Origin of the sequence: Cnuibacter physcomitrellae (assembly GCF_014640535.1) — a bacterium.
Lineage (GTDB): Bacteria > Actinomycetota > Actinomycetes > Actinomycetales > Microbacteriaceae > Cnuibacter > Cnuibacter physcomitrellae.
Genome location: NZ_BMHD01000001.1, coordinates 818,870 through 842,359, shown reverse-complemented (window position 1 = coordinate 842,359; position 23,490 = coordinate 818,870). Strand labels below are relative to the sequence as shown.

At 72.0% G+C, this 23,490-nt stretch carries 19 protein-coding genes and 1 tRNA gene; 11 read left to right on the top strand and 9 right to left on the bottom strand.

Going from position 1 to position 23,490, the window contains the following annotated elements; all coding sequences use genetic code 11:
- Nucleotides 1-145 precede the first annotated feature (145 nt).
- The gene (locus IEX69_RS04020; protein WP_085019822.1) at nucleotides 146-1,540 is read right to left on the bottom strand and encodes a zinc-dependent metalloprotease; all 1,395 of its coding nucleotides are present in this window, start codon (nucleotides 1,538-1,540) and stop codon (nucleotides 146-148) included.
- A gap of 217 nt (nucleotides 1,541-1,757) precedes the next feature.
- Between IEX69_RS04020 and IEX69_RS04015 the strand changes: the two genes are divergently transcribed.
- The 8 genes from IEX69_RS04015 (at nucleotide 1,758) to IEX69_RS03980 (ending at nucleotide 10,890) form a co-directional block, all read left to right on the top strand.
- Nucleotides 1,758-2,900, top strand: coding sequence for a YlbL family protein (locus tag IEX69_RS04015; RefSeq protein ID WP_085021466.1), 1,143 nt, complete (start codon nucleotides 1,758-1,760; stop codon nucleotides 2,898-2,900).
- Between the two features lie 103 nt (nucleotides 2,901-3,003).
- Nucleotides 3,004-5,919 carry a UPF0182 family membrane protein gene (locus IEX69_RS04010; protein ID WP_174604452.1) on the top strand — a complete coding sequence of 972 codons (2,916 nt, stop codon included), beginning with the start codon at nucleotides 3,004-3,006 and terminating at the stop codon, nucleotides 5,917-5,919.
- Nucleotides 5,920-5,984: 65 nt separating this feature from the next.
- Complete coding sequence (locus tag IEX69_RS04005; RefSeq protein ID WP_085019820.1) at nucleotides 5,985-6,296, top strand: helix-turn-helix domain-containing protein; 312 nt, start codon at nucleotides 5,985-5,987, stop codon at nucleotides 6,294-6,296.
- Nucleotides 6,296-7,606: a type II toxin-antitoxin system HipA family toxin gene (locus IEX69_RS04000; RefSeq protein WP_085019819.1), complete on the top strand. Its 1,311-nt coding sequence runs from the start codon at nucleotides 6,296-6,298 to the stop codon at nucleotides 7,604-7,606. Before IEX69_RS04005 ends, IEX69_RS04000 begins: the two co-directional genes overlap by 1 nt.
- A gap of 35 nt (nucleotides 7,607-7,641) precedes the next feature.
- A tRNA-Met gene (locus IEX69_RS03995) sits at nucleotides 7,642-7,715 on the top strand.
- A 244-nt stretch (nucleotides 7,716-7,959) separates the two neighbouring features.
- The gene (locus IEX69_RS03990; RefSeq protein WP_085019818.1) at nucleotides 7,960-9,018 is read left to right on the top strand and encodes a FecCD family ABC transporter permease; all 1,059 of its coding nucleotides are present in this window, start codon (nucleotides 7,960-7,962) and stop codon (nucleotides 9,016-9,018) included.
- Nucleotides 9,015-10,091 carry a FecCD family ABC transporter permease gene (locus tag IEX69_RS03985; protein ID WP_217348597.1) on the top strand — a complete coding sequence of 359 codons (1,077 nt, stop codon included), beginning with the start codon at nucleotides 9,015-9,017 and terminating at the stop codon, nucleotides 10,089-10,091. The genes IEX69_RS03990 and IEX69_RS03985 overlap by 4 nt, the downstream gene beginning before the upstream one ends.
- 4 nt (nucleotides 10,092-10,095) lie before the next feature.
- Nucleotides 10,096-10,890 (top strand): ABC transporter ATP-binding protein, encoded by a 795-nt coding sequence (locus tag IEX69_RS03980; RefSeq protein WP_085019817.1) that lies wholly within the window; start codon nucleotides 10,096-10,098, stop codon nucleotides 10,888-10,890.
- 12 nt (nucleotides 10,891-10,902) lie between these two features.
- On the opposite strand, the gene IEX69_RS03975 is transcribed toward IEX69_RS03980, so the two are convergent.
- From IEX69_RS03975 to IEX69_RS03940, 8 genes are read right to left on the bottom strand one after another with little or no spacing between them, the layout of a single operon-like run.
- The gene (locus tag IEX69_RS03975; RefSeq protein ID WP_085019816.1) at nucleotides 10,903-11,496 is read right to left on the bottom strand and encodes a hypothetical protein; all 594 of its coding nucleotides are present in this window, start codon (nucleotides 11,494-11,496) and stop codon (nucleotides 10,903-10,905) included.
- Nucleotides 11,493-11,975, bottom strand: coding sequence for a hypothetical protein (locus IEX69_RS03970; RefSeq protein WP_157127183.1), 483 nt, complete (start codon nucleotides 11,973-11,975; stop codon nucleotides 11,493-11,495). Before IEX69_RS03970 ends, IEX69_RS03975 begins: the two co-directional genes overlap by 4 nt.
- Complete coding sequence (locus tag IEX69_RS03965) at nucleotides 11,972-13,564, bottom strand: hypothetical protein (protein ID WP_085019814.1); 1,593 nt, start codon at nucleotides 13,562-13,564, stop codon at nucleotides 11,972-11,974. The genes IEX69_RS03970 and IEX69_RS03965 overlap by 4 nt, the downstream gene beginning before the upstream one ends.
- The gene (locus IEX69_RS03960) at nucleotides 13,561-13,851 is read right to left on the bottom strand and encodes a hypothetical protein (RefSeq protein WP_085019813.1); all 291 of its coding nucleotides are present in this window, start codon (nucleotides 13,849-13,851) and stop codon (nucleotides 13,561-13,563) included. Before IEX69_RS03960 ends, IEX69_RS03965 begins: the two co-directional genes overlap by 4 nt.
- Before the next feature lie 5 nt (nucleotides 13,852-13,856).
- On the bottom strand, nucleotides 13,857-14,156 hold the full coding sequence (locus IEX69_RS03955) for a WXG100 family type VII secretion target (protein ID WP_085019812.1): 300 nt from the start codon (nucleotides 14,154-14,156) through the stop codon (nucleotides 13,857-13,859).
- Nucleotides 14,157-14,167: 11 nt separating this feature from the next.
- Nucleotides 14,168-18,646, bottom strand: a complete 4,479-nt coding sequence (locus tag IEX69_RS03950) for a type VII secretion EssC family protein (protein ID WP_085019811.1) — start codon at nucleotides 18,644-18,646, stop codon at nucleotides 14,168-14,170.
- A gap of 1 nt (nucleotide 18,647) precedes the next feature.
- Nucleotides 18,648-19,874, bottom strand: coding sequence for a serine/threonine-protein kinase (locus IEX69_RS21055; RefSeq protein ID WP_085019810.1), 1,227 nt, complete (start codon nucleotides 19,872-19,874; stop codon nucleotides 18,648-18,650).
- Nucleotides 19,871-20,467: a hypothetical protein gene (locus tag IEX69_RS03940; protein WP_085019809.1), complete on the bottom strand. Its 597-nt coding sequence runs from the start codon at nucleotides 20,465-20,467 to the stop codon at nucleotides 19,871-19,873. Before IEX69_RS03940 ends, IEX69_RS21055 begins: the two co-directional genes overlap by 4 nt.
- A 214-nt stretch (nucleotides 20,468-20,681) precedes the next feature.
- On the opposite strand from IEX69_RS03940, the gene IEX69_RS03935 reads away from it, so the two are divergent.
- From IEX69_RS03935 to sufU, 3 genes are all read left to right on the top strand, one after another.
- On the top strand, nucleotides 20,682-21,704 hold the full coding sequence (locus tag IEX69_RS03935; RefSeq protein WP_085019808.1) for an iron-siderophore ABC transporter substrate-binding protein: 1,023 nt from the start codon (nucleotides 20,682-20,684) through the stop codon (nucleotides 21,702-21,704).
- A gap of 68 nt (nucleotides 21,705-21,772) precedes the next feature.
- Nucleotides 21,773-23,047, top strand: a complete 1,275-nt coding sequence (locus tag IEX69_RS03930; RefSeq protein ID WP_085019807.1) for a cysteine desulfurase — start codon at nucleotides 21,773-21,775, stop codon at nucleotides 23,045-23,047.
- Entirely contained in the window at nucleotides 23,047-23,481 is a 435-nt protein-coding gene (gene sufU, locus IEX69_RS03925; protein WP_085021464.1) for a Fe-S cluster assembly sulfur transfer protein SufU, read from the top strand. Before IEX69_RS03930 ends, sufU begins: the two co-directional genes overlap by 1 nt.
- The last annotated feature ends 9 nt before the right edge of the window (nucleotides 23,482-23,490 follow it).

The window sequence follows — 23,490 nt, the reverse complement described above, 5'->3', positions numbered from 1 at the left end:
CAGAGGACGGGATGATCGGGGGAGAGGCGGAGCATCATGCCCGGCATGATGCCCGATCCGCCACGAGCCCGCTCGGGCTCTCCACAGGGCGGCGGCGCCGTCCACAGACGGGCGCGGCGATCACCCCGCCGCATCCCGCCCGAGATCAGACGACGGGAGGCTGGTCGCCCGGGTCGGACCCGTCGTCGCCCTTCGCGTCGTCGCCCTCCGCGTCGCCGCTCTTCTCCTCGGCACGCAGGAGCTCTTCGAGCGCCTGGTCCATCTCGTCGGGCTCCGGCGCGCCGGCGGTGAGCCGGGCGATCAGGGCGGCCGGGTCGTCGACGTCCTCGCCGGTCGGCATGACGTCGGGGTGCGACCACAGCGCATCGCGCTGCTCGACTCCCACGGCGTCGGTCACCTGCTGCCACATCGCGGCGGCCTCGCGCAGACGGCGCGGGCGGAGCTCGAGGCCGATGAGCGCCCCGAACGCCGACTCGGCAGGGCCGCCCGTGGCGCGACGGCGGCGCACGGTCTCGGCCACGGCGTTCCACGTCGGCAGCCGGCTCGAGGCGTTCGCAGTGACGACGTCGACCCAGCCCTCGATGAGCGCCAGCGTCGTCTCGATGCGGGCGAGCGCGTGCTCCTGCTGCTCGGTGCGCGGCGGGATGAGGGCGCCGGACGCCATGGCGTCGCGCAGCTCCTCGGGGTTCTGCGGATCGAACCCGGCGGCGAGCTCCTCGAGCCGGGAGGTGTCGATCGAGATGCCGCGGGCGAAGTCGCGGATGGAGCTGATGAGGTGGAGCCTCAGCCAGCGCGCGTGGCGGAACAGGCGGGCGTGGGCCAGCTCGCGGACGGCGAGGTACAGCTGCACCTGGTCGTCGGGGATGTCGAGGCCCTCGCCGAACTCGGCGATGTTCTGCGGCACGAGGACCGCGCGCCCCTCGTCGAGCAGCGGGATGCCGACGTCGCCCCCGGACACCACCTCGCGGGAGAGCCGCCCGATGATCTGACCCAGCTGCATGGCGAACAGCGTCCCGCCGAGGTTGCGCATCAGCTGGCTGGCGCCGGCGAGCATGCCGGACATCTCCTCGGGCGCCTGCTCCTGGAGCACGCTCGTGAGCGCATCCGAGATGCTCGAGGCGACGGGCTCGGCCAGCTGGCTCCACACCGGGGTGGTGGCCTTCGCCCACTCGGCCCGCGTCATGAGACCGGGGGCGTGCGCCGAGTCGCCGAGCGAGGTGGCCTCGTCGAGCCACAGCGACGACACGTGGAGCACCTGGTCGTACTGCGCCCTGGCCTGGTCGGTGACGGACGTGCCGCCCTGTCCGGCCAGCTCGACCGCCTGGCGCTCGGCAGCCGTCCAGTCGATGCCGTCGCCGGAGGCCTGCATGGCGTTCTGCAGCTGCTGCATCAGGTTCGACACGGCCGCGGGGTCGGACGGGAGGCCGGCCGCGCTGGCCAAGCGGGACGGATCGATGTCGGAGTTGCCGGAGAGGAAGGCGCGCAGCATGTCGCGGAACTCGTCCTCGGGCTGGCCATCGTCTCGGGGCTGATCGCTCACGGCTGATCCTCTCTGGTGGCTCTGCCTGTGACCGGAGGGGCCTCCGGGGCGGTCGGGGTGCCTGCAGCCCGCTCTCGCGAGACTCCTGGCCCGCTGTCAGACAGTGCTCCTACGCTAACCGCTGGCCCAGCGCCCAGGCTGGGTTTTCCCATAAGCTCGAAGGCCGACCGGTGCGCCCGTGGCGAACATCCACCCCGGCACCGCACGAGAGGAACCCGTGAGCCTATTCGGTGAGCAGCCCGAGCCCGCCACCACCCGTCCGCGATCCCGTCGGGTCACCCTCGGCTGGACCTTCTTGATCGCGGCGATCGTCGCCGCCCTCGTCATGAGCTTCCTGCCCGCTCCCTACGTCATCGAGCAGCCGGGACCGGTGTTCAACACCCTCGGGACGCAGGACCAGGACGGCAACGCGGTCGAGCTCATCACGATCGAGGGCCGCCAGACCTATCCCACCGGCGGCACGCTCGACATGCTCACGGTGTCGGCCATCGGCAACCCGAGCCAGTCGCCGTCGTGGGCGCAGGTCGTCTCCGCGTGGTTCGATCCCACCAAGGCCGTCGTGCCGATGTGGGCGATCTACCCCAAGGGGACCACCACCGAGCAGCGCAACCAGCAGAACGCCCAGGACATGACGAACAGCCAGCAGGAGGCGATCGCCGCCGCGCTGCACCAGCTCGACATCCCGTTCACCACCGAGCTGGCCATCGGCAGCGTCGCCACCGGGGGACCGGCCGACGGCGTGCTCGTGCCCGGCGACATCGTGATCTCCGCGAACGGCACCCCGATCACCGCGGTCGACCAGCTGCGCGCCGTCATCACCGAGAACGGGACCGACAAGCCCGCCAGCCTCGTCGTCCGGCACGAGGACGGCACCGAGGAGACCCTCGAGATCACCCCGCAGTACTCCGACGCCATCCAGGGCCCGGCCATCGGCGTCGGAGGCGCCGACGTGTTCGAGTTCCCCTTCGACGTCGACATCCAGCTCGACGACGTGGGAGGCCCGAGCGCGGGCATGATGTTCGCGCTCGGCATCATCGACAAGCTCACCCCCGGCGAGCTGAACGGCGGTCAGAGCATCGCCGGCACCGGCACCATCGACGCGGCGGGGACGGTCGGCGCCATCGGCGGCATCCGCCAGAAGATGGTCGGCGCGCGCGACGCCGGCGCGCAGTACTTCCTCGCCCCCGCCGCCAACTGCGACGAGGTCGTCGGTCACATCCCCGACGGTCTCTCGGTCTTCAAGGTCTCGACGCTCGACGACGCGATGACCGTGCTCCAGACGATCGAGTCGGGCGGCGACCTGTCGTCGTTACCGACCTGCGACGCGACCGCCAGCGCCCTCTCAGACGGCGGTCAATAGGATCGGCGGTACGAGTCCCGACGGCGGTGCACACCCGGCGCCGTCGTAGGATCGACTCGCATCCAGAGCGAGTCCGGAACCGATAGCGAGCACAGAGGCGAACGTGACTTCCCAACAAGCAGAGAAGCCGGCACGGAGAACGAGGGTCACGCTCGCGATCGCGATAGCGGTGGTGGTCGCGCTCGCGGTGGGCTTCTTCGTCTTCGCCACGCTGTACTCCGACGTGCTGTGGTACGACCAGCTCGGGTACCTCAGCGTCCTCACCACCCAGTGGTTCGCCGCCGGCGTGATGTTCCTCGTCGGCTTCTTCGCGATGGCCGTCCCGGTCTGGGCGTCGATCGAGATCGCCTTCCGCTGGCGTCCCGTCTACGCCAAGCTCAACTCCCAGCTCGACCGCTACCAGCAGGTCATCGAGCCCCTGCGTCGCGTGGCGACGTTCGGCGTGCCCGCCCTGCTCGGTCTCTTCGCGGGTGTGGCCACGGCCTCGCGCTGGCAGCTCACGCTGCAGTACCTCAACCGCACGCAGTTCGGCCAGACCGATCCGCAGTTCGGGCTCGACATCTCCTTCTACATGTACGACCTGCCGTTCTGGCGGGGGGTCGTCGGCTTCGCCTCGGCCGTGGTCATCGTGGCGGGACTCGCGGCCATCGCGACCAGCTACCTCTACGGCGCCATCCGCTTCAGCCAGCGCGAGGTGCGGATCTCGAAGATCGCGCGCATCCAGATCGCGGTGACGGCCTTCGTCTACATCGCGCTCCAGGCCGTGAGCATCTACCTCGACCAGTTCGCGACGTTGACCAACAACTCGGGGAGCTTCACGGGCGCCAACTACTCGGCGGTCAACGCGACGATCCCGGGGCTCACGATCCTCGCGGGCATCGCGGCCATCGTGGCGGTGCTCTTCCTCGTGGCGGCGGTCATCGGCCGCTGGCGGCTCCCCATCATCGGCACGGCCATGCTCATCGTCCTCGGTCTCGTGCTGGGATCGCTCTATCCGTGGATCGTGCAGCGGTTCGAGGTCGATCCGAGCGAGCGGACGCTCGAGGCGGAGTACATCCAGCGCAACATCGATGCGACGCGGGATGCGTACGACGTCGCCGACGTCGACGAGATCGCCTACGACGCGACGACCGACGCCGAGCCCGGGGCGCTTCGCAACGACGCCGCCACGACCGCGAACATCCGCATCCTCGACCCGTCGCTGGTGACGAAGTCGTTCCAGCAGCTGCAGCAGTTCCGGCAGTACTACCAGTTCCCCGAGGACCTCGACGTCGACCGCTACGACATCGACGGCCAGGTGCAGGATGCGGTGGTGACGGTCCGCGACCTGAACATCGACCAGCTCGGCTCGAGCGCGACCTGGTACAACCAGACCGTCGTCTACACGCACGGCTACGGTCTCGTGGCCGCCTACGGCAACCAGCGCTCGAGCGACGGCCAGCCCGTCTTCCTCGAGTCGGGCATCCCCACCACCGGGTCGTTGGGCGACTTCGAGCCGCGCATCTACTTCGGCGAGAACTCGCCGCCGTACTCGATCGTCGGCGGGCCGGAGGGCACGACCCCGGTCGAGCTCGACTACCCGTCGGGCACCGACGGCCAGCAGCAGACGTACACGACGTTCTCCGGCGACGGCGGGCCGAAGCTCGACAACGTCTTCAAGCGCCTGGTGTACGCCCTCAAGTTCCAGTCCGAGCAGATCTTCCTCTCGGATGCGGTCAACGACCAGTCGCAGATCCTCTACGACCGCGACCCGGCCGACCGCGTCTCCAAGGTGGCGCCGTACCTCACGATCGACTCCGACCCCTACCCCTCGGTCGTCGACGGACGGGTTGTGTGGATCGTCGACGGATACACGACCTCGGCCGACTACCCGTACTCGCAGACCCAGTCGTGGTCGAACGCGATCAGCGACACCAAGACCTCGACCCAGGGCGTGAGGCTCGACGACGTCAACTACGTGCGCAACTCGGTCAAGGCCACCGTCGACGCCTACGACGGGAAGGTCACGCTCTACGCGTGGGATCCGGACGACCCGCTCCTGCAGACCTGGGAGAAGATCTACCCGTCGACGCTCAAGCCGATCAGCGACATGAGCGGCGGACTGATGAGCCACGTGCGCTACCCGGCCGACCTGTTCAAGGCGCAGCGCTCGGTGCTGGGCCAGTACCACGTGACCGACGCGGGGTCGTTCTACTCCCGTGAGGACGCCTGGGCCACGCCGAACGATCCCACCTCGTCGACGTCGAACCCCACGCTGCAGCCCCCGTACTACCTCACGCTGCAGATGCCCACGCAGGACACCCCCGAGTACTCGCTGTACTCGACGTTCATCCCCCTGTCGGAGCAGTCGGAGTCGTCGCGGAGCGTGCTCACCGGGTACCTGGCGGTCGACTCGAACGCCGGCTCCGAGGCGGGGGTGAAGTCCGACGACTACGGGAAGCTCCGATTGCTCAACCTGCCGAAGGACGACACGATACCCGGGCCCGGACAGGTGCAGAACAGCTTCTCCTCCGACCCGGGCGTGTCCTCGGCGCTGAACCTCCTCAGACAGGGCGAGAGCCAGGTGCTGAGCGGCAACCTGCTGACCCTCCCGGTCGGCGGCGGGCTGCTGTACGTCCAACCCGTGTACGTGCAGTCCCGAGGGGAGACGAGCTTCCCGCTGCTGCAGAAGGTGCTGGTGTCGTTCGGCGACAAGATCGCCTTCGAGTCGACGCTCGACGGCGCCCTCGACTCCCTCTTCGGCGGCGATTCGGGTGCACAGGCGGGTGACCAGTCCGTGACCCCGTCCGACGGATCGGGCGACACGGGCGGAGGCACCTCGGGCGGCACGGGAGGGTCGGGCGGCTCGCCGTCCGGCGCGACCGGCGACCCGGCCGTGATGTCGGCGCTCGCCGCCGCGCAGCAGGCGCTCACCGACCGCGACGCGGCGATGGCCGCGGGCGACTGGGCGGCGTACGGCGAGGCGGACAAGCGTCTCAAGGATGCGATCGCCCAGGCCATCGCCGCCTCGGAGAACTGACAATAAGAGACAAGATATTGGCTATACGTGGCCATTTGGCCGCTTATAGCCATAATCTTGTCCCTATGTCAGTCGATCTGAGTTCGGAGGAATGGGAGCGCCGTCTCGGCCAGCGGATCCGCGCGCTGCGGCTCGCGGCCGATCTCGCGCAGAGCGACGTCGCGGAACGGGCCGGCGTCAGCGTGGGATCCGTGAAGAACCTCGAGTCCGGACGCGGTTCGAGCGTCTCGACCCTCGTGAAGGTGCTGAGGGCGCTGGGACGCGAGCGGTGGATCGACGCGCTGGAGCCCGAGATCTCCGTGAGCCCGCTGCGCATGCTCCAGCGTCAGGGGGCGGCCGAGGCCCCTCGCCGGGCATCGCGTCGAGGGGAGGGCTGATGGCCTACACGCCCGTCTCGGTGGTGGAGGTGCGTGCGTGGGGCGAGCTCGTGGGTGCGCTGGCCCCGGATGCTCGGAGCGGCTCGTACGCGTTCGAGTACGCGCCCGGGTGGCGCGCCACGGGCATCGAGCTGGCTCCGCTCACGACGCCGCTGTCACGGCCGTTGAGCGCGTACCCCTCCCTGCCCGAGGCAACCTTCCACCGGCTGCCTCCGTTCGTCGCCGATGCGCTGCCCGACGACTTCGGCAACGCGCTGGTGACGGCGTACCTCGCCTCTCACGGTGTGGCACGGTCGAGCATCACGCCGCTGGACCGTCTGGCCTACCTCGGGTCGCGGGGGATGGGGGCGCTCGAGTTCCGGCCGACCCGGGGGCCGCAGCGGCGGAAGCCGACCGCTCTCGAGCTCAGCGACCTCGTCGTGGGCGCTCGGAGCGCGCTCTCGGGGCGCATCGAGGGCGACGCCGAGGCCGCCGCGGCCCTGGCCACCCTGATCCAGGTCGGGACGTCCGCGGGAGGGGCGCGGGCCAAGGCGATCATCGCGTGGAACCCCGAGACGGGCGAGGTGCGATCCGGTCAGCTGCCGGCGGAGACCGGGTTCGAGCAGTGGATGATCAAGCTCGACGGCGTCGGCCGTGACACCGAGCTCGGGAGCTCGGCGGGCTACGGCCGGATCGAGTACGCGTACCATCTCATGGCGCTGGAGGCGGGCATCGAGATGTCGCCCTGCCGCCTCCTGGAGGAGAACGGCCGAGCCCACTTCATGACGAAGCGGTTCGACCGCACCGATCCCGAGGACGGTGCGCGGCGCATCCATCTCCAGACGCTCTGCGCGATGGCCGAGCTGGACTACCGCCAGCGCGGGACTCACGACTACGCCCAGTACCTGCAGACGGTGGCCGCCCTGGACCTCGGCGAGGAGGCGATGACGGAGGCGTTCCGGCGGATGGTCTTCAACGTCGCCGCACGCAACTGCGACGACCACACGAAGAACTTCTCGTTCCTGCTGGACGCGCCGCACGACGGGCCGGCGTCCTGGCGGCTCGCGCCCGCCTACGACATCACGTACGCCTACAACCCGGCGGGGGCGTGGACGTATCAGCACCTGATGAGCGTGGAGGGGCGGTTCGACGACATCGGGCGCGCGGAGCTCCTCGCCGTGGCGGATCGGTTCCAGGTGCCGGAGCGGTTCGCCGTGCTCGATCGGGTGCGCGACGCCGTGGCGTCCTGGCCGCGGTTCGCCGCGGCCGCCGGTGTCTCGCCGGAGGACGCCGACCGCATCCAGGCGACGTTCCCGGCCCTGTGGTCATGACCACGCGAAACCCGTGCTAGAGTTGATTCTCGTGCCGCGGGGTGGAGCAGTTCGGTAGCTCGCTGGGCTCATAACCCAGAGGTCACAGGTTCAAATCCTGTCCCCGCATCGAAAACGACGAAGACCCCCGCCCGACAGGGCGGGGGTCTTCGTCGTTCCCGCTGCGGTGCCCCGGACGCGGAGCTGTTCGTGGGCCCACGCCGCCAGAGGCTCCGCGCGCGACGCAGTCGCGTGTGGAGGGGCGGTGGGGAGTCGAATCCTGTCCCCGCTTCCGGGGCACCGCCCCGGAAGCGAACACGAGCTCGGGCGCGGGCCGGGCCGTCCTTAGGTTAGGCATGCCATACTTGGGTGCGATGACCGAGACGGCGATCGACGCGCCCACGCGCGTGCTGCGGAGATCGACCACCCGCCCCTCCGGTCGCCGTGTCCTGATCGCCGTCACCATCTGCGTCGTCGCACTGGCGGTCGCCGTCGCGCTCGGGTTGGCGATCGGCACCCGCACGGTCGACCTCGGCAGCGTGGTGCGGGCGATCGTGTCGCCCGACCTCTCCGACAACGACCAGGTCGTCATCCGCGACATCCGGGTGCCGCGGACCCTCACCGGGCTCCTCGTCGGTCTCGCGCTCGGCGCCGCGGGCACGCTGATGCAGGGCATCACCCGCAACCCGATCGCCGATCCTGGCCTGTTCGGGCTCAACGCCGGCGCCGCCTTCGCCGCCGTCATCGGCGTGGTCGCCTTCGGCGCCACCTCGAGCTCCCAGTTCATCTGGTTCGCGTTCGCCGGAGCTGCGGCCGCCGCCGCGCTGACCTACGGCGTCTCCTCGGTGGGCCGGGAGGGCGCCACCCCGGTCAAGCTCGCGCTCGCGGGCGCGGCCGTGACGGTGATCTTCACGAGCCTCACCACGGTCCTGCTGCTCAACCGGATCGTGGCGCTGGCGCAGATCCGCAGCTGGCAGGTCGGCACCCTGAGCGGGAGGGGATGGGACGGTCTGGTCGTGGTCGCGCCCATCGTGCTCGTCGCGGTGGTCGTGGCGATGTTCCTCGGCCGGACTCTCAACCTGCTGGCGATGGGCGACGACGTCGCGACCGGGCTCGGCCAGAACGTCGCGGTGGCCCGAGGCGTCTCGGCCGCCGTCATCGTGGTGCTCGCCGCCTCCGCGACGTCCTTGGCCGGTCCGCTCGCCTTCCTGGGACTCATCGCGCCCTGGGCGGCGCGACGGCTGGTCGGCATCGACTACCGCTGGATCCTGCCGCTGTCCGCCGTCTTCGGAGCCGTGATCGTGATCCTCGCCGACGTCCTGGGGCGCGTGGTGGTCATGCCCGCCGAGGTGGAGGTCGGCGTCGTGCTGGCCGTGCTGGGCGCCCCGCTCCTCATCGCGATCGTCCGCCGTTCGAAGCTGCTGGCGCTGTGACCGCGACGATCGTTCCTCCCGCGGGGCCGTCGACCGAGGTCGTCGATCCCGCCGTCCTCGTCGCCCGCGTCCGGCGGCGGCCGGCGCTGCGGCAGCTGGCCGTGTGCGCCGTCCTGGTCGGCCTTCTCCTCGTCACGGCGTTCCTCGCCCTGATCCTCGGCGCGAGCGGTGTGCCGGTGTCCGACGTCGTCGCGACGCTGGTCGGCCAGGGGAGCAGCGAGTTCGTGGTGTGGAGCCTCCGGCTCCCGCGCTGGGTGATGGGCGCGCTGGTGGGCGCCGAGCTCGCCCTCGCGGGTGCTGTGTTCCAGACGCTGCTCCGCAACCCGCTGGCGAGCCCCGACATCATCGGCGTCACGGGGGGCGCCGCGCTCAGCGCCGCCTTCTCCACGCTCATCCTCGGCGCGAGCGGCATCGCGGTGGCGGGGTGGGCCTTCGGCGGAGCGCTCCTCGCTGCTGCGGTCATCGCGCTGCTGTCCGGGACCGGGGGAGTGTCGGGCTTCCGCTTCGTGATCATCGGCATCTCCGTCGCCTTCGTCGCCTCGGGGCTGCTCGGCTACCTGATCGCCCGAGCCGACGTCCGGCGTGCGCAGGAGGCGTTCGCGTGGCTCGCCGGAAGCGTGCAAGGTGCGACCTGGCCCGAGATCGCGATCGTCGCGGGAGTCGGGGCGGCGCTCATGCTCGCCCTGCGCGTCCTGCACCGCCCGCTCAGCGCCCTGGCGCTCGGAGACGACGTGGCCGCTCAGCTGGGCGTCCATGTCGCTCGCGATCGCCTCGTCCTCCTCGGGCTGGCGGTGTGCCTGGCGGCGATCGGATGCGCGTTCACCGGCGTCATCGGGTTCGTCGCCTTCGCCTCGGCTCCGATCGCTCGGCGGCTGGTCGGCGAGGGCAGCCTGGCCCTCGTCGCGGCACCGCTCACCGGCGCGGTCATCGTGACCGCCTCCGACCTGATCGCTCAGCACCTGTTCGCGGGCTTCACGGTCTCGGTGCCGGTCGGGGTGATCACGAGCCTGCTCGCGGCCCCGTACATGCTGTGGCTCCTCGCCGGGCTCGGCAGGAGAGGACTCGGAGGATGAGGCGATGACGGCGACGATCACGGCGGAGGCCCTGTCGGTCGGCTACGACGGCACGGAGATCGTGCACGGGGTCGATCTCACGCTCGAGCCCGGGTCGCTCACGGTGCTCATCGGCGCGAACGGATGCGGGAAGTCGACGCTGCTGCGCGGTCTCGCCCGACTGAACCGCCCGATGAGCGGACGGGTGCTCCTCGACGGCGCCGACACGCGCTCGATCGCGCGGGGTGCCTTCGCCTCCCGTGTGGGCCTGCTGCCGCAGCAGCCGGCGGCGCCCGACGGCATCCTCGTGGCCGACCTCGTGGCTCGGGGCCGGTACCCGCATCAGGGCTGGTTCCGCCGCTGGACCCACGACGACGATCGGGCCGTCGCGGATGCTCTGGAACGGACGGGCCTCGTCGAGGTGGCGGACCGTGCCGTCTCGGAGCTGTCGGGCGGTCAGCGCCAGCGGGTCTGGATCGCGATGGTGCTCTGCCAGGATCCCGATGTGATGCTGCTCGACGAGCCCACGTCGTTCCTCGACATCGCTCATCAGATCGAGGTCATGGACGTGCTCACCGAGCTCAACCGGACGCGCGGGACGACGATCGGCGTGGTGCTGCACGAGCTCAACCTCGCGGCGCGCTACGCGACGCGACTGGTCGTGATGTCGGCGGGGCGCGTCGTCGCGTCCGGGCCTCCGGCGGACGTCCTCACCGACGCCGTGGTCGCGGAGGCGTTCGGCCTCCGATCGACCGTGGTCCCCGACCCGGTCTCCGGGACCCCCATGGTCGTCCCGCGCGGGCGCTTCCACGGCGCCTGATCCCGGGCGGGATCACGCGGGAGCCGACCAGGAGACCGTGTTCACGACGAGATCGAACAGCTCGACGAGCCCGTCGCGGAGCTCGGGCAGCCCGCAGGCGAACGACAGCAGCAGGACGCGCCGCGACGGCGGGACGAGCCAGTAGTCCACGCGGAGGGTCGTCAGTCCCTCCTCCGGAGTCCCCTCCTCCGCCTCGACCACCCGCACCCGACGGAGGACCCGACCCGCCGGGGTCTCCAGCGTCGCGTCGTCGGGTTCCGTCGCCGCCTCCACCACGGCCTCGAGCTGGTCGAGGGGAGCGCGTCCACCGTGCTCGGCGAGGGGGATCGGCGGACGGTAGACGGTGAGCGAGGCGGGGAACGGGACACCGACGACCACCTCTCGACACAGGTGGAGGCGGGAGGCGCCCGCCGTCCGCGCGCGGGTCGCCGCGAGGCGGAACCGGGTGCGGAGCTCGTGCCTCGCGGCCGCGTCCTCGTCGCGGTGCCCGACCGCCGAGCCCACGATGCGGTCGATCGCCCGGTCCGTCGCGGACGGGTCGTCCACCGGGATCTCCCACCACGTCCCGGGCAGGGCCAGGTCGTAGCCCGTCTCCGCTCCGCTCACGCGAGCACCTCCCACTCGACGGTGTCGGCCAGCTCGCGCACGGCCTCACCCAGGTCGCCGATGACCAGGAGGTCGTCGGCGACCAGACGGAGCTGCAGGCAGAGGTCCGGCGTCAGGAACCAGGTGAGGGACGCGGCCCGCCTCAGGGTCGGGGGAGCCCCGGATGCGGTCGCCACGGCGTCGAGGTCGTGGACCACCACGCGAACGGGTTCCGCCTCCGAGTCGACCACGACCGATCGTCGCCAGGGGGAGCCGGACGCGGCTTGCGCCCCGGCCTCCGCCTCGGCGGCGAAGTCCGCCGGAGTCGCGCCCTCGGCGTCGAGCACCTCGATCGAGGCGGCGGCGAGCACCCGACCGTCCCGCCGGTACCGTCGTCGGAGGATCGTGGTCCCCGCCGACGACTCCGTCGCGGCTGGGCCGTCGGCGAGGTCCTCCCAGCCGTCGCGGAGCGGCATCCGCACGTGCAGTCTCGCGCTCATCGTGCTCCCACCGGAGTGGCGGTCATCGCGGGTCGTTGGGAGGCGTCGTAGGCGCTCTGCGCCACGCCTCCCAGGCTGTCGCCGACCGCGTGGGCCACGGCGTCGCCGCCGGGCAGCCCGCCGATCGCGTCCGACAGCCGCCCGGTGATGGCGTCGCCGAGCTTCGCGCCGACGTCCGGTCCGCCGACCGAGGAGCCGAGGTCGTGGTGGATCTGCGTCGCGACGTCCTTCATCGCGCCGTCGAAGAGCGAGCCGAACGTCGATCGAGCCGCGTCGTCGAGCGAGGACTGGGCGGAGTCGAACGCGTTCCGCACCGTGTCGACGACCGAGCTCCCTACGCCGTACACGGCATCCGTGACGAGACCCGCCTGCGCGGCCACCTGACCCGCCGCGCTCGAGGCCGTGCGCACGACGGATCCGAGGCCGGACGCCTCGACCCCCTCCGCCAGGTCGGAGCCCACCTTGGCACCGAGTCCCTCCACGGTGTTCGAGAACGAGGTGACGTCGTCGCCGAAGGCCGACTGGAGGGCGTCGTGGCCGATGCCCGAGATCGAGTCGTAGAGGCCGCGCGCGCCCGGTCCACCGAGGTCGAGGATCCCGTCGACGACCTGATCGGTGAGTCCGCCCGCCGCCTGCGACACCGCCTGCTGAGCCAGTTCGCCGAGTGCCGTGCTGACCGTGCTCCCCGCGACGCTCGAGGCGCCCGCGGCAGCGGCCTTCGCCGCCGAGCCGAGGGCGCTGCCGAGCGCCGCGCCGCCGTACGCCGCGACCACGGCGAGTCCGGCGAGCGCGAGGTCGAGCAGGTGGAACCCGTTCATCGCGAACTGGAGGAGGGCCAGGATCGCGATGGCGACGTTCACCAGCTTGGCGTAGAGGAAGAGCATCCCCGCGATGGCGGCGAAGGCCGGCATGACCACCGACAGCGCGGCGAAGACGACCGACAGCACGGTGAGGATGACCGAGACAATCTTGAGGATCACCGAGACGATGTCGGCGATGATCCTCCCGATGTCGAAGAGGTCGCCCAACGAGTCCCAGAAGCTGTCGTTGAGGTCGTCGGCCTCGTTGCCCCGGTGGATGCGCGCCGCCGCGACCGCCGCGGCGCGGTTCATGTCGTCGCGCGCGGCGTTCCACGCCTCCTGCGCCTGAGCGAGCTGGACGTGGAGCTGATCCACCTGCGCCTGCAGCTGCGTCACGAGGGCGACCGCCGGCGCCTGGTCGGGCCCGGGCGTCTCCGCCGTGCGCCGCGCGTCGTCGAGCTGCGGCTGCAGCCAGGCGAGCTGGTCGACCGTCTGGGGGTTCGCCGCGATGACGGACTCCGCCCGGTCGTGCGCGTCGCGCATCGGTCCGGCGTACTCGATGAGCGCCTCCGCCGCCTCCGCGTAGCGGGTGTGCGCCTTCGTGACGCTCTCGGCGGCCTCGGCGGCGGTCTCCACGATCGCGTCGACCGCCTGGCTGCGGAAGCCGTCGCCCGAGAGCGCACGCAGCTGCTGCGCCGCACGGGCGATGGCCTCCGCCGCCTCACGGTAGCGGGTGCCGTCGCCGAGGATGCGGTCGGGGTCGCCCGGCAGCGGGGAGAGCTCGCTCATCGGCCGTTCCCCAGGAGCTTCTGCACCAGGTCCTGGTCGAGCATCTCGAACCCCTCGGAGATGAAGTGGATCGCGTCGCTGACCGTGCGGACCGCGTCGAGCATGTCCTCGCGGTTGTCCTCCCAGTCGTCGGCGAAGTCGATCAGCCGGCCGGCGAGCTCGCCGTTGCCGGAGGCGTCGGCCGTCGAGCGGCTCATGCCCTCTGCGCCGTCGAGGGTGGCGACGATGAGCTTCAGCGCCTCGTCGAGGCTCCGCAGCGTGTCGGTGTCGACGAGGAGATCGGGCACGGGTGTCAGTCCTTCCTGATCGCCTTGGCCAGCTCGTCGTCGGTCCGCTGCATGGCCTGGGTGGCCCCGCGGAGGAACTGCGACAGTCCCGTCAGCCCGTTCACGGCCTGCTTCGTGCCGTTCGTGAACTCCTGGTACGTCTGCTCGAACTGGCTCGACGCGCTCTGGGTCTGGAACCCGGAGGCGACGAGGCCGTCGATCAGGTTCGACAGCTCGGTGAGGATGGTCGTCATCTGGTCGCGGCCGTTCTCGAGGCGGCGAGCGGCGTCGTCCATCTCCTCGTAGGTGACGTTGAGGTTGGCCATGGTGTTCTCCTTCAGAGGATCGCGGCGGTCGCCGCGGTGTCGGATGCGGCAGCGGGCAGGGGGAGCTGCACGCGCAGGGGCGCTCCGGCGACGAGGTAGCCGCGGCCGGGCGGGAAGTCGGAGCGGGGCGCCCTGGGCAGCGTCGTGCGCAGGAAGCTGTCTCCTTCGGCGGGATCCGGCTGGAGCAGGATCCCGCGGCGTGAGTTCTTGATCTCGGCGAGCAGCGGCCAGGAGGACACCCAGCTGCTGGTCTCCGCCTCCGCGACGAGCAGCTGGTCGCTGCGCTTCACGGCGCGGATGAGCTCCACGGTCGGACCGTCGGCCGGCGTCGAGAGGAGGTCGGCGACGCTCTCGACGAGGATCGCCATCTCGCCCGGCGCGCGCTCCTCGGCCACCGAGACCGCGAGACGGCGGGCGAGATCGACGATCGACTCCGGGTCGTCGGCGTTCTCGGTCCACCCGACGGCGGTGGCGAGCGGCGAGCGACGGGGGCCGATCCGGTACAGCGCGATGTCCGGCCGCCAACGCCGAAGCGACTGGGCGAGCCACAGCAGCGCGGTCGACCGGCCGCCGCCGGGCGGCCCGATGAGCGCGAGGGCCCCGCGGGGGTCGAAGCCCACGGGCTCGAGGGTCTCGTCCGAGACGCCGAGCACGGGTCGTCCTCCCACGGCGTCGGGGAGCGACTCGGCGGCGATCTCCGCGGGCAGCGACCGCACCGGGGGCACCTCGCGGACTCCCCGCGAGCGGAGCAGGTCGGCCCGCGCGTCGACGGCAGCGGCCTGGGACGCGGAGCCCCGCTCGCCGCCGGGCACGGCGATCTGCGTCTCGTGGCCGTCCAGCACCGCGCGCCCGGGCGGCGAGGTGGCGTCGAGGACGTCGCCGGCGACGTCGAGGAGCAGGTAGCCGTTGTCGTCGCTCATCCTGAGCACGACGCGCCTGGGGACGACGGCGTTGACGGCCGAGGGGATGGCGCCGGGCCGGTCGGCGGTGAAGGCGACGTGCAGCCCGACCCGCCGTCCGTCGCCCAGGATGCGCATCAGGTCGGCATAGCGCGCCGCCCGGCCGGGGGCGGTGTCCCACTCGGCCCGCAGGAGCGGGAAGCCGTCGATGAGGAGGAGGAGGCGCGGCACGGCCTCCCCGGTGGCGGCGCGGTAGTCGTCGAGGGTGGCGGCGTCCACGGCGGCGAACGCGCGATTGCGGTCGTCGAGCTCCGCGGCGAGCTGGCGGATGAGGCGGGCGACACGCTCGTCGTCGTCGCCGGGGACCATGGATCCGACCGTCGGCAGGCGCTCGAGCATCCGCAGCCCTCCGCCCGCGAAGTCCAGCCCGTGCACCTCCACGGGCTCGGGCAGCGACGACGCCGCCACGGCCAGCGTGCGCAGCGTCACGGTCTTGCCTGATCCGCTCGTCCCGATGATCGCGAGATGCCCGTCGAGGTCGGGCGAGAACACCGCCGTCGTCTGCGCCTGCCGCTCCGGGAGATCGGCGAGGCCGAGGGGCCAGCCGTGCTCGACCGGGGGCAGGGCGGAGACGTCGTAGGTCGGCGCCAGCTCGTCGAGCCAGGGCCGTCGGGGTGCCGGCAGCGCGGACTCGGTGGACGCTCGGCCGAGGGACGCGACGATCCGGGCGAGGTCGGATGCCTGCGCCTCGCCGGAGCCGGGTGGGACCGGCGTCCGCGGCTCCCAGACCACCTCGGCGCCGAACCGCAGCTCGGCGACCTTGACCTCGGCGCGTTCCGGCTCGCGGCTCGTGCGCCCGCCGACGTAGGCGGTCTGGAAGCCGGTGAGCCGACCCGGTCCGGTCTTGGCCACGGCGCGTCCGGGGATGCCCGGATCGAACTGCGCCGCCGACCGGTCGCCCACGACGTCGGTCGAGTCGTGCTCGTCGGCCATCCGGAGGGCCACGCGGAGGTTCGTGTTGGCCCGGAGGTTGTCGCGGATGACGCCGGCCGGTCGCTGGGTGGCCATGATGAGGTGGATGCCGAGCGAACGGCCGCGCTGGGCGACGTCCACCACGCCGTCGACGAACTCGGGGACGTCGGTCGCGAGGGCGGCGAACTCGTCGATGACGATGACGAGGGCCGGCGGGCAGTCGGGGTCGCCTCGGCGCTCGAGCTCCAGGATGTCCTTGGCCTTCTTCGCGCCGAGCAGCCGTTCGCGGTGCTGGAGCTCCGCACGCAGGCTCGTGAGGGCCCGGCGGACGAGGTGCGGGCTGAGATCGGTGACGAGCCCCACCGAGTGGGGGAGGTCCACGCACTCGGCGAAGGCGGATCCGCCCTTGTAGTCCACGAAGAGGAACGTGGTGCGCCGCGGGCTGCTCTCGACCGCCATGCCGACGACCCAGGTCTGCAGGAACTCCGACTTCCCCGATCCGGTGGTGCCGCCCACGAGGGCGTGCGGGCCCTGGCTGCGGAGGTCGAGGTGCATCGCGTCGACGCCCGAGACGCCGACGAGGGCGCGGAGCCCGCCCGTACGCCTGGTCTGCGGCGCCTCCCCGGTCTCCGTCGCGCCCAGCGTGCCGCTCTGGCGCCAGCGATCCGCGACCGCGGTGGGGGCATCGGCGATGTCGTGACCGACCAGGGTGAGGAACGACACGGCGGCCGGGAGGTCGCTCGAGTCGTCGACCGTGGCCCCCGAGTCGACCAGCGGAGCCATCCGACGCGCGAGCGCCACGGCCTGCGGCACGTCGATGCGCTCGGAGCGGACCCCCGCCACGGTGCGGCCCAGGCGGACGAGGTCCACCTCCGCGCCGGTCGGTCCGAGGGCCAGGACCGAGCGGCAGACGGCCGGCAGGGCGAGGCGGTCGGCGGCCACCCAGATCACGTGCACGTCGGCCTCGGCCGCCCGCTCGGCCACCTGCACCAGCCGGGCGCGGTCGACGGGCGCGTCGTCGGTGACGAGCAGCACGAGCGCCGTCCGCCGACCGCCGTGCGCGGTCGCCTCCCGGCGCACGCCGCCCACCTTCGCCCCGGCCGCCTGCACCGTGTCGTCCTCGGTCGTCGGGCCGCGATCCGCCCGCGGCGCCGTCCGCGTCTCGACGAGCTCCTCGAGGGCGGCCAGGAGGGCGGTGCCCGTCGCCGCGCTGTCGGCGAGGTGCACGGTCTCGCCCAGCGGGGAGTGCGGGCTCGAGACGTGGGGCAGCCAGCCGAGCCAGGCGAGCTCGGGCGACCAGGTCGCGCTGGTGAGCGCGGCCACGGCGACCTCCGCGGGGGAGTGCAGGCCGACGACCTGCACGAGCAGGGCGCGGGCGGCACCCGCGGCGGCGTCACGCTCGCCGGCCACGCCGAGGGCGCCGCTGTCGTGGGCGCTGTCGACCACCGGGACGTCCGCGATCTCCCGGAACGGCTCGACCACCGACTCCACACGTCCTCGGAGCTCGGGGAGGGCGCGGTCCTCCTCCGACGTCGCGATCGTGGTGCGGCTCGGCAGCGTCGCGAGCCCCAGACGGAGCGAGAGGAACGACCAGTGCTCGGGCCGCCGGGTCCAGAGCAGCGGCCCGCGCTGCATCGCGTCGGCGTACACGTCGGCCGTGCTCGGCGCCTCGAGGTCGCGCACGCGGCGCTCCGGCTCCACCTCGGCGGCGAGGGCGACCGAGAGGTCGTGGAGCTCCGCGTCGAAGCGCTCCACGTCGTGCCGCCGACGGCTCCGCCGTCCCATCCCGCCGTCGAGGTAGCTGCCCAGAGCGAGCACGGGCGCCAGCGCGACGAACAGCAGGGCGAACGCGCTCTGGAGGAACGCGTACATCGCGATGCCGGTCACGACGGGTGCCGCCAGCGACACCCACGGGAACCGGGCCGGCGGCTGCTCCTCGGGCGGTCGCGGCGCGGTGAACTCCCGTCCCGGGTAGCGGGGCTCGACCCGCGGCGAGCGGTTGAAGGGGAGCGACCCGCCGCGTTCGGCGGTGCGCGGCGTCCCTGCGGTGCCCAGTCGGCGGAAGCCGAGCTCCGTCGCGCCCACCGTCACGGTCTGGCGCTCGCCCACGGCCACGCGGGTGACCACGCCGCCGTCGATCAGCAGTCCGTTCGCCGAGTTGAGGTCCGCGATCTCGATGCCGTCGGCCACGATGATCTTCGCGTGCACCTTCGAGGCGAGCGGATCGTGGAGCACCAGGGTGCAGCCCGGGTCGCGCCCGACCGTGCTCTCGCCCAGGGGCAGCTCGACCTCCCGTCCGGCGTCCGGGCCCGAGAGGATCCGGGCGATGGCCGCGGGCTGCCGGGAGGCGGCCACGGGCTGATCCGCCCCCACGAGGCGCACGCCGAACCCGGAGCCGATCTCAGCGTCGGCGAGCGGCGTCGTCCGCGAGAGGATGCGCTCGTCCGCGAAGGCCGGGGGAGACACGGAGAGGGTGACCCGCTGCGGATCCCAGCGCTCGACCGGATCCGACTCCGCGATCGCCGCGGCGATGTCGCCGATGGTCGCGGTCGCGTCGGTGGTCACGACGATGTCCGCATCGGGTCCGCGATGGCGACGGAGCGCGACCCGGAGCCGCATGTCAGGCTGCCAGGAACCAGTAGGCCGCCGCACCCGCCACGGCGACCACGAGCACGACGTCGAGCAGGACGCCCGGCCACCGCGGCCTCGTGCGCTGCGGCGCCGTGTACACCGGCGACGGTGCGGCCTCGCGCCGGACGGTCGAGTCGAGCGGGGAGGAGGCGGGTCCCGCCGAGGGGGAGGCCTGTCCGGCGAGGGACTGAGCGGGCGGCTGCGTCCACCGCTCCGTCGGGGCCGTGGGGGTGGGCGGCAGCACGGTCGTGGGAGCGGGAGGGAGGACCGCGGTCGGTGCGGGCGGGACAGCGGGCGCGGCAGGCCCGGTGGATCCGGCGGGCTGCACGGTCGACGTGCGGTCGCGCGAGTAGGGGTCGTCGAGGGCGTCGAGCGTGGTGGGTGGCAGACCGAGCCTGGCCTCCACCTGCTGCAGGGCACGGCCGAAGGAGAGCGCGGAGGTGTGCCGGGCGGAGGGTGAGGGCGAGAGGGCGGTGGCGAGGAGCTCCTCCAGCTCGGGCGGGACGTCGGGTCGGCCGATCGGCGGCACGGCCTGCTCCCGCATCCGAGCGAGCACGTCCGCCGGGGTGTCCTGCTCGGGCCCCGAGGACTCGAACGGCGCCCGACCCGCGAGCAGCGCGTAGACGGTCGCGGCGAGGGAGTACACGTCGCTGGTGGGGCGCAGCACGGCCCCGTCGCCGAGCGCCTCGGGGGAGGTCCAGAGCACCGAGTAGGCGTCGATCGTCGGCGCACCGCCCAGCACCCCGGCGATGCCGAAGTCGGCGAGCGCCGGACGCCGGTAGTCGGTGACGAGGATGTTGGACGGCTTGATGTCGCGGTGCAGCACCCCGGCGCGGTGGGCCGTCTCGAGCGCCCCCGCGATCTGGATGCCGACCGAGAGCGCCTCCTGCACCGAGATGCGCTCCGTGCGGAACCGGGCGCCGTAGTCGGGGAGGCTGCAGTACTCCATCACCAGGTACGGGCTGCCGCCCTCGGTCACCCCGGCCTGGTACACGGTCACGATGGATGGATGCGTCGACAGCTGGGCCATCAGGTTCGCCTCGTCGCGGAACCGCGAGAGGCCGGCCTGGTCGAAGCCCCCGCCCGAGAGCACCTTGACGGCCACCCGCCGTCGAGGCAGGTGCTGCTCGTAGAGGTAGACGTCGGAGAACCCGCCTGCACCGAGGGGAGCGAGTGCGTCGAAGCCGGGGATGGCGGGAGGAGCGGAACCGGTCATCCGACGTACCCCACGTTCGTGACCTCGATGGTCTTGCTCGCATCCCCTCCGGGGCCCTCGACGGTGACGGTGTAGAGCTCGCTCGGGTTGCTGCACTGATAGGAGAAGGAGATGGAGTCGTTCACGCCCACGGAGGTGTAGGGCTCGGCCTTCGCGTCCCTCGTGCCGATGCCGAACCAGGCCTCCTCGGCGCCCGTGCTCGTCCAGGCGAACGACACCGTCGGGGGCTCGGCCGAACCGACTCCCGGGACGGGGGCCTCGGCCGGCGTGGGGCAGTTCACCGAGTTCGTCCCCGTGAAGGACGTGATCACCGGCGCCGCGGTGCCCCCGCCCCCGGTCCCGCCGCCGGTGCCGCCCGTGCCGCCGGTCCCGCCCGTGCCTCCGGTCCCGCCCGCGGGAGCGGTGGGCGTCGGCGTCCCGGTGGGAGTGGGGGTGACGGACGGCGTGGGCGTCGAGGTCGCCGTGGAGTCCGCCTTCGCGGACGACGTGGGCGCGGCGACCGTCTGCTGCTGTCCCGCGAGACGCACCCCGATCAGCACGAGGAAGACCACCAGAGCCGCACCGAGCAGCGCCCTGATCACGGTGTGGACCACCGGCCAGGTTCGCGACCGTCCCCCCGGGGACGGAGATGCAGGACCCGCTGTCATGGGAGGCCTTCGGGCTCGAGTCTTCGTCACGCACGAACGTCGCAAGAGTAGCCCCTCGCGACCCCCAGCGCGAGGGTCATTCCCACGACTCGATCGTGCTCTCCCGAGGAGATGAGGTTAGGCTGTCCTTATCCCTTTGAACCCCAGGAGACACCACAGCATGTTCAGACGACACAGAGTCGCCACCCTGGCCGCGATCGCGGCGACCGCAGCCCTCGCCCTCGCCGGCTGCTCCTCGTCGAGCGGCAGCGACTCGTCCACCGCCCCGGCCTCCGACTCGTCGGGCTCCTTCCCGGTGACGGTCCAGAGCGCGCTCGGCGACGTCACCATCGAGTCCGCGCCGGAGCGCATCGTCACGCTCGGCTGGGGCAGCAACGACGCGCTGCTGTCGATGGGCATCGCGCCTGTGGGCATGGCGAAGCAGAGCTACGGCGGCGACGAGAACGGCGTCCTGCCGTGGACGCAGGAGGCGATCGACTCCCTCGGCGCGGCGGAGCCCACCATGATCACCGAGTCGGACGAGCCGGCCTACGAGGAGATCCAGGCTCTGAAGCCCGACCTCATCCTCGCCGTCTACTCCGGCCTCACCCAGGACCAGTACGACCTCCTGTCGCAGATCGCCCCCACGGTGGCATACCCGGACGCGCCCTGGTCGACGCCGTGGCGCGACGTGGTGACCACGGTCGGCAAGGCGGTGGGTCAGGAGCAGAAGGCGGCGGACGTCCTGTCCTCGATCGACGACGAGATCACGACCGTCGCCTCGGAGAACCCGCAGTTCGAGGGCAAGTCGGTAGCGGCCGCCGCCGACTTCGCCGGCACGTTCTACGGCTACTCCCCGTCCGACCCGCGGGTGGGCTTCCTCAACGACCTCGGGTTCACCAACCCCCAGAGCGTCACGGACGCCTCGACCGACGGCTCGTTCTTCTTCCAGCTGAGCAACGAGAAGCTCGACTCCCTCACGAGCGACGTGCTGGTGTACTACGCCGACAGCCAGGAGTCGTACGACGCGTGGCTCGCCACCCCCGCCGCTCAGACCATGCAGCAGGTGAAGGACGGCACGGTGGCGCCGCTCATCGGCACGCAGCTGGTCGCCTCGGTCTCGCCGCCGACCGCGCTGTCGCTGACCTGGGGCCTCGCCGACACCGTCAAGGCACTCGACGCGGCCGTCGCGAACGTGAAGTAGCGGCCTTCGACGCGGGAGATCACGCCGGCTCGGGAATCACCCGGGCCGGCGTGATCTTATTAACGACGATGACTGATCTGCTCCTCGATCCCGTGGCGCTGCGCGCCGACTTCCCGATCCTCCGCCGAGAGGTGAACGGGAACCCGCTGGTGTACCTCGACTCGGGCGCCACGTCGCAGAAGCCGCGGACGGTGATCGAGGCGGAGAGCCGGTACTACCTCGAGGCCAACGCCGCGGTGCACCGGGGCGCGCACACGCTCGCGGGGGAGGCGACCGAGCTGTTCGAGGACGCCCGGTCGACGGTCGCCGGCTTCGTGGGGGCCGACGCGGAGGAGATCGTCTGGACCTCCAACGCCACGGAGGCGATCAACCTCGTCGCCTACGGGATCTCGAACGCCACCCTCGGTCGGGGCGGTGCGGCGGCCGCGCGCTTCCGGTTGGCACCCGGTGACGAGATCGTCGTGACCGAGGCCGAGCACCACGCCAACCTCATCCCGTGGCAGGAGCTGGCCTTCCGCACCGGAGCAACCCTCCGAGTGATCGGGGTGGGCGACGACGGCGTGCTGCTCCTCGACGAGGCTCGAGCGGTCATCGGCGACCGCACGAGGATCGTGGCCTTCGGGCACGTGTCGAACGTGCTCGGCGGGATCGCTCCCGTCGAGGAGCTCACCGCGCTGGCGCACGACGTGGGCGCGCTCGTCGTGCTCGACGCCTGCCAGTCGGTCCCGCACCTTCCCGTCGACCTGCACGCGCTCGGCGTCGACTTCGCCGCGTTCTCGGGTCACAAGATGCTCGGCCCGACCGGCGTGGGCGTGCTCTACGGCCGGCGTGAGCTGCTCGACGCGCTCCCGCCGTTCCTCACGGGAGGGTCGATGATCACGAGGGTCGACCTCCACGAGGCGGAGTACCTGCCCGCGCCGCAGCGCTTCGAGGCCGGCACCCAGCGGGTCGCGCAGGCCGTCGCCCTCGCCGAGGCGGTGCGCTATCTCGACGGCGTCGGCATGGCGGCGGTGGCCGCCCACGAGGAGGCGCTGGGTGCGCGGATGGTCGATGGCCTGTCCGCCCTCGACGGCGTCCGCGTCCTCGGGCCTTCCGCCGGTCGCCCGCGGGTCGGGCTGGCGAGCTTCGTGGTCGACGGCATCCACTCCCACGACGTCGGCCAGTTCCTCGACGACCGCGGCATCGCGGTCCGTGTCGGCCACCACTGCGCGCAGCCGCTGCATCGCCGGTTCGGCGTGACCGCGACCACCAGGGCGAGCGCGTACCTCTACAACGACGCCGCCGAGGTCGACGCGATGGTCGAGGCCGTCGCCGACGCCCGCCGCTTCTTCGGGGTGGTGTGATGGCCTCCTCCGAGCTGCAGTCGCTCTACCAGCAGGTCATCCTCGACCACTCGAAGGAGCGGCACGGATACGGGCTGCGGCCTGACGAGTCCGGATCGTCGCACCAGATCAACCCCACCTGCGGCGACGAGGTCACGCTCCACGTCCATCGGGGCGCGGACGGCGCGATCGAGTCGTTGAGCTGGGAGGGGCAGGGCTGCTCGATCTCCACGGCGTCCGCCTCCCTGCTCCACGACCTGGTCCAGGACCTGCCCGAGCCCGAGGTCCGCGAGCGGATCGCGGCGTTCCGAGAGCTGATGCAGTCGAAGGGCCGGTCGGACGGCGACGAGGAGCTCCTCGACGACGCCGTCGCGCTGGCCGGCGTCTCGCGCTACGTCACCCGGGTGAAGTGCGCCATGCTCCCGTGGGTCGCGCTGGAGCACGCGCTGGGCTGACCCCGCCGA

Bases quoted from the DNA above. Each gene is read 5' to 3' on its own strand.
- IEX69_RS04005 (WP_085019820.1), top strand. From the start codon at position 5,985: ATGTCAGTCGATCTGAGTTCGGAGGAATGGGAGCGCCGTCTCGGCCAG.
- IEX69_RS04000 (WP_085019819.1), top strand. From the start codon at position 6,296: ATGGCCTACACGCCCGTCTCGGTGGTGGAGGTGCGTGCGTGGGGCGAG.
- IEX69_RS03990 (WP_085019818.1), top strand. From the start codon at position 7,960: ATGACCGAGACGGCGATCGACGCGCCCACGCGCGTGCTGCGGAGATCG.
- IEX69_RS03980 (WP_085019817.1), top strand. From the start codon at position 10,096: ATGACGGCGACGATCACGGCGGAGGCCCTGTCGGTCGGCTACGACGGC.
- IEX69_RS03970 (WP_157127183.1), bottom strand. From the start codon at position 11,975: ATGAGCGCGAGACTGCACGTGCGGATGCCGCTCCGCGACGGCTGGGAG.
- IEX69_RS03965 (WP_085019814.1), bottom strand. From the start codon at position 13,564: ATGAGCGAGCTCTCCCCGCTGCCGGGCGACCCCGACCGCATCCTCGGC.
- IEX69_RS03955 (WP_085019812.1), bottom strand. From the start codon at position 14,156: ATGGCCAACCTCAACGTCACCTACGAGGAGATGGACGACGCCGCTCGC.
- IEX69_RS03950 (WP_085019811.1), bottom strand. From the start codon at position 18,646: ATGCGGCTCCGGGTCGCGCTCCGTCGCCATCGCGGACCCGATGCGGAC.
- IEX69_RS21055 (WP_085019810.1), bottom strand. From the start codon at position 19,874: ATGACCGGTTCCGCTCCTCCCGCCATCCCCGGCTTCGACGCACTCGCT.
- IEX69_RS03935 (WP_085019808.1), top strand. From the start codon at position 20,682: ATGTTCAGACGACACAGAGTCGCCACCCTGGCCGCGATCGCGGCGACC.
- IEX69_RS03930 (WP_085019807.1), top strand. From the start codon at position 21,773: ATGACTGATCTGCTCCTCGATCCCGTGGCGCTGCGCGCCGACTTCCCG.
- sufU (WP_085021464.1), top strand. From the start codon at position 23,047: ATGGCCTCCTCCGAGCTGCAGTCGCTCTACCAGCAGGTCATCCTCGAC.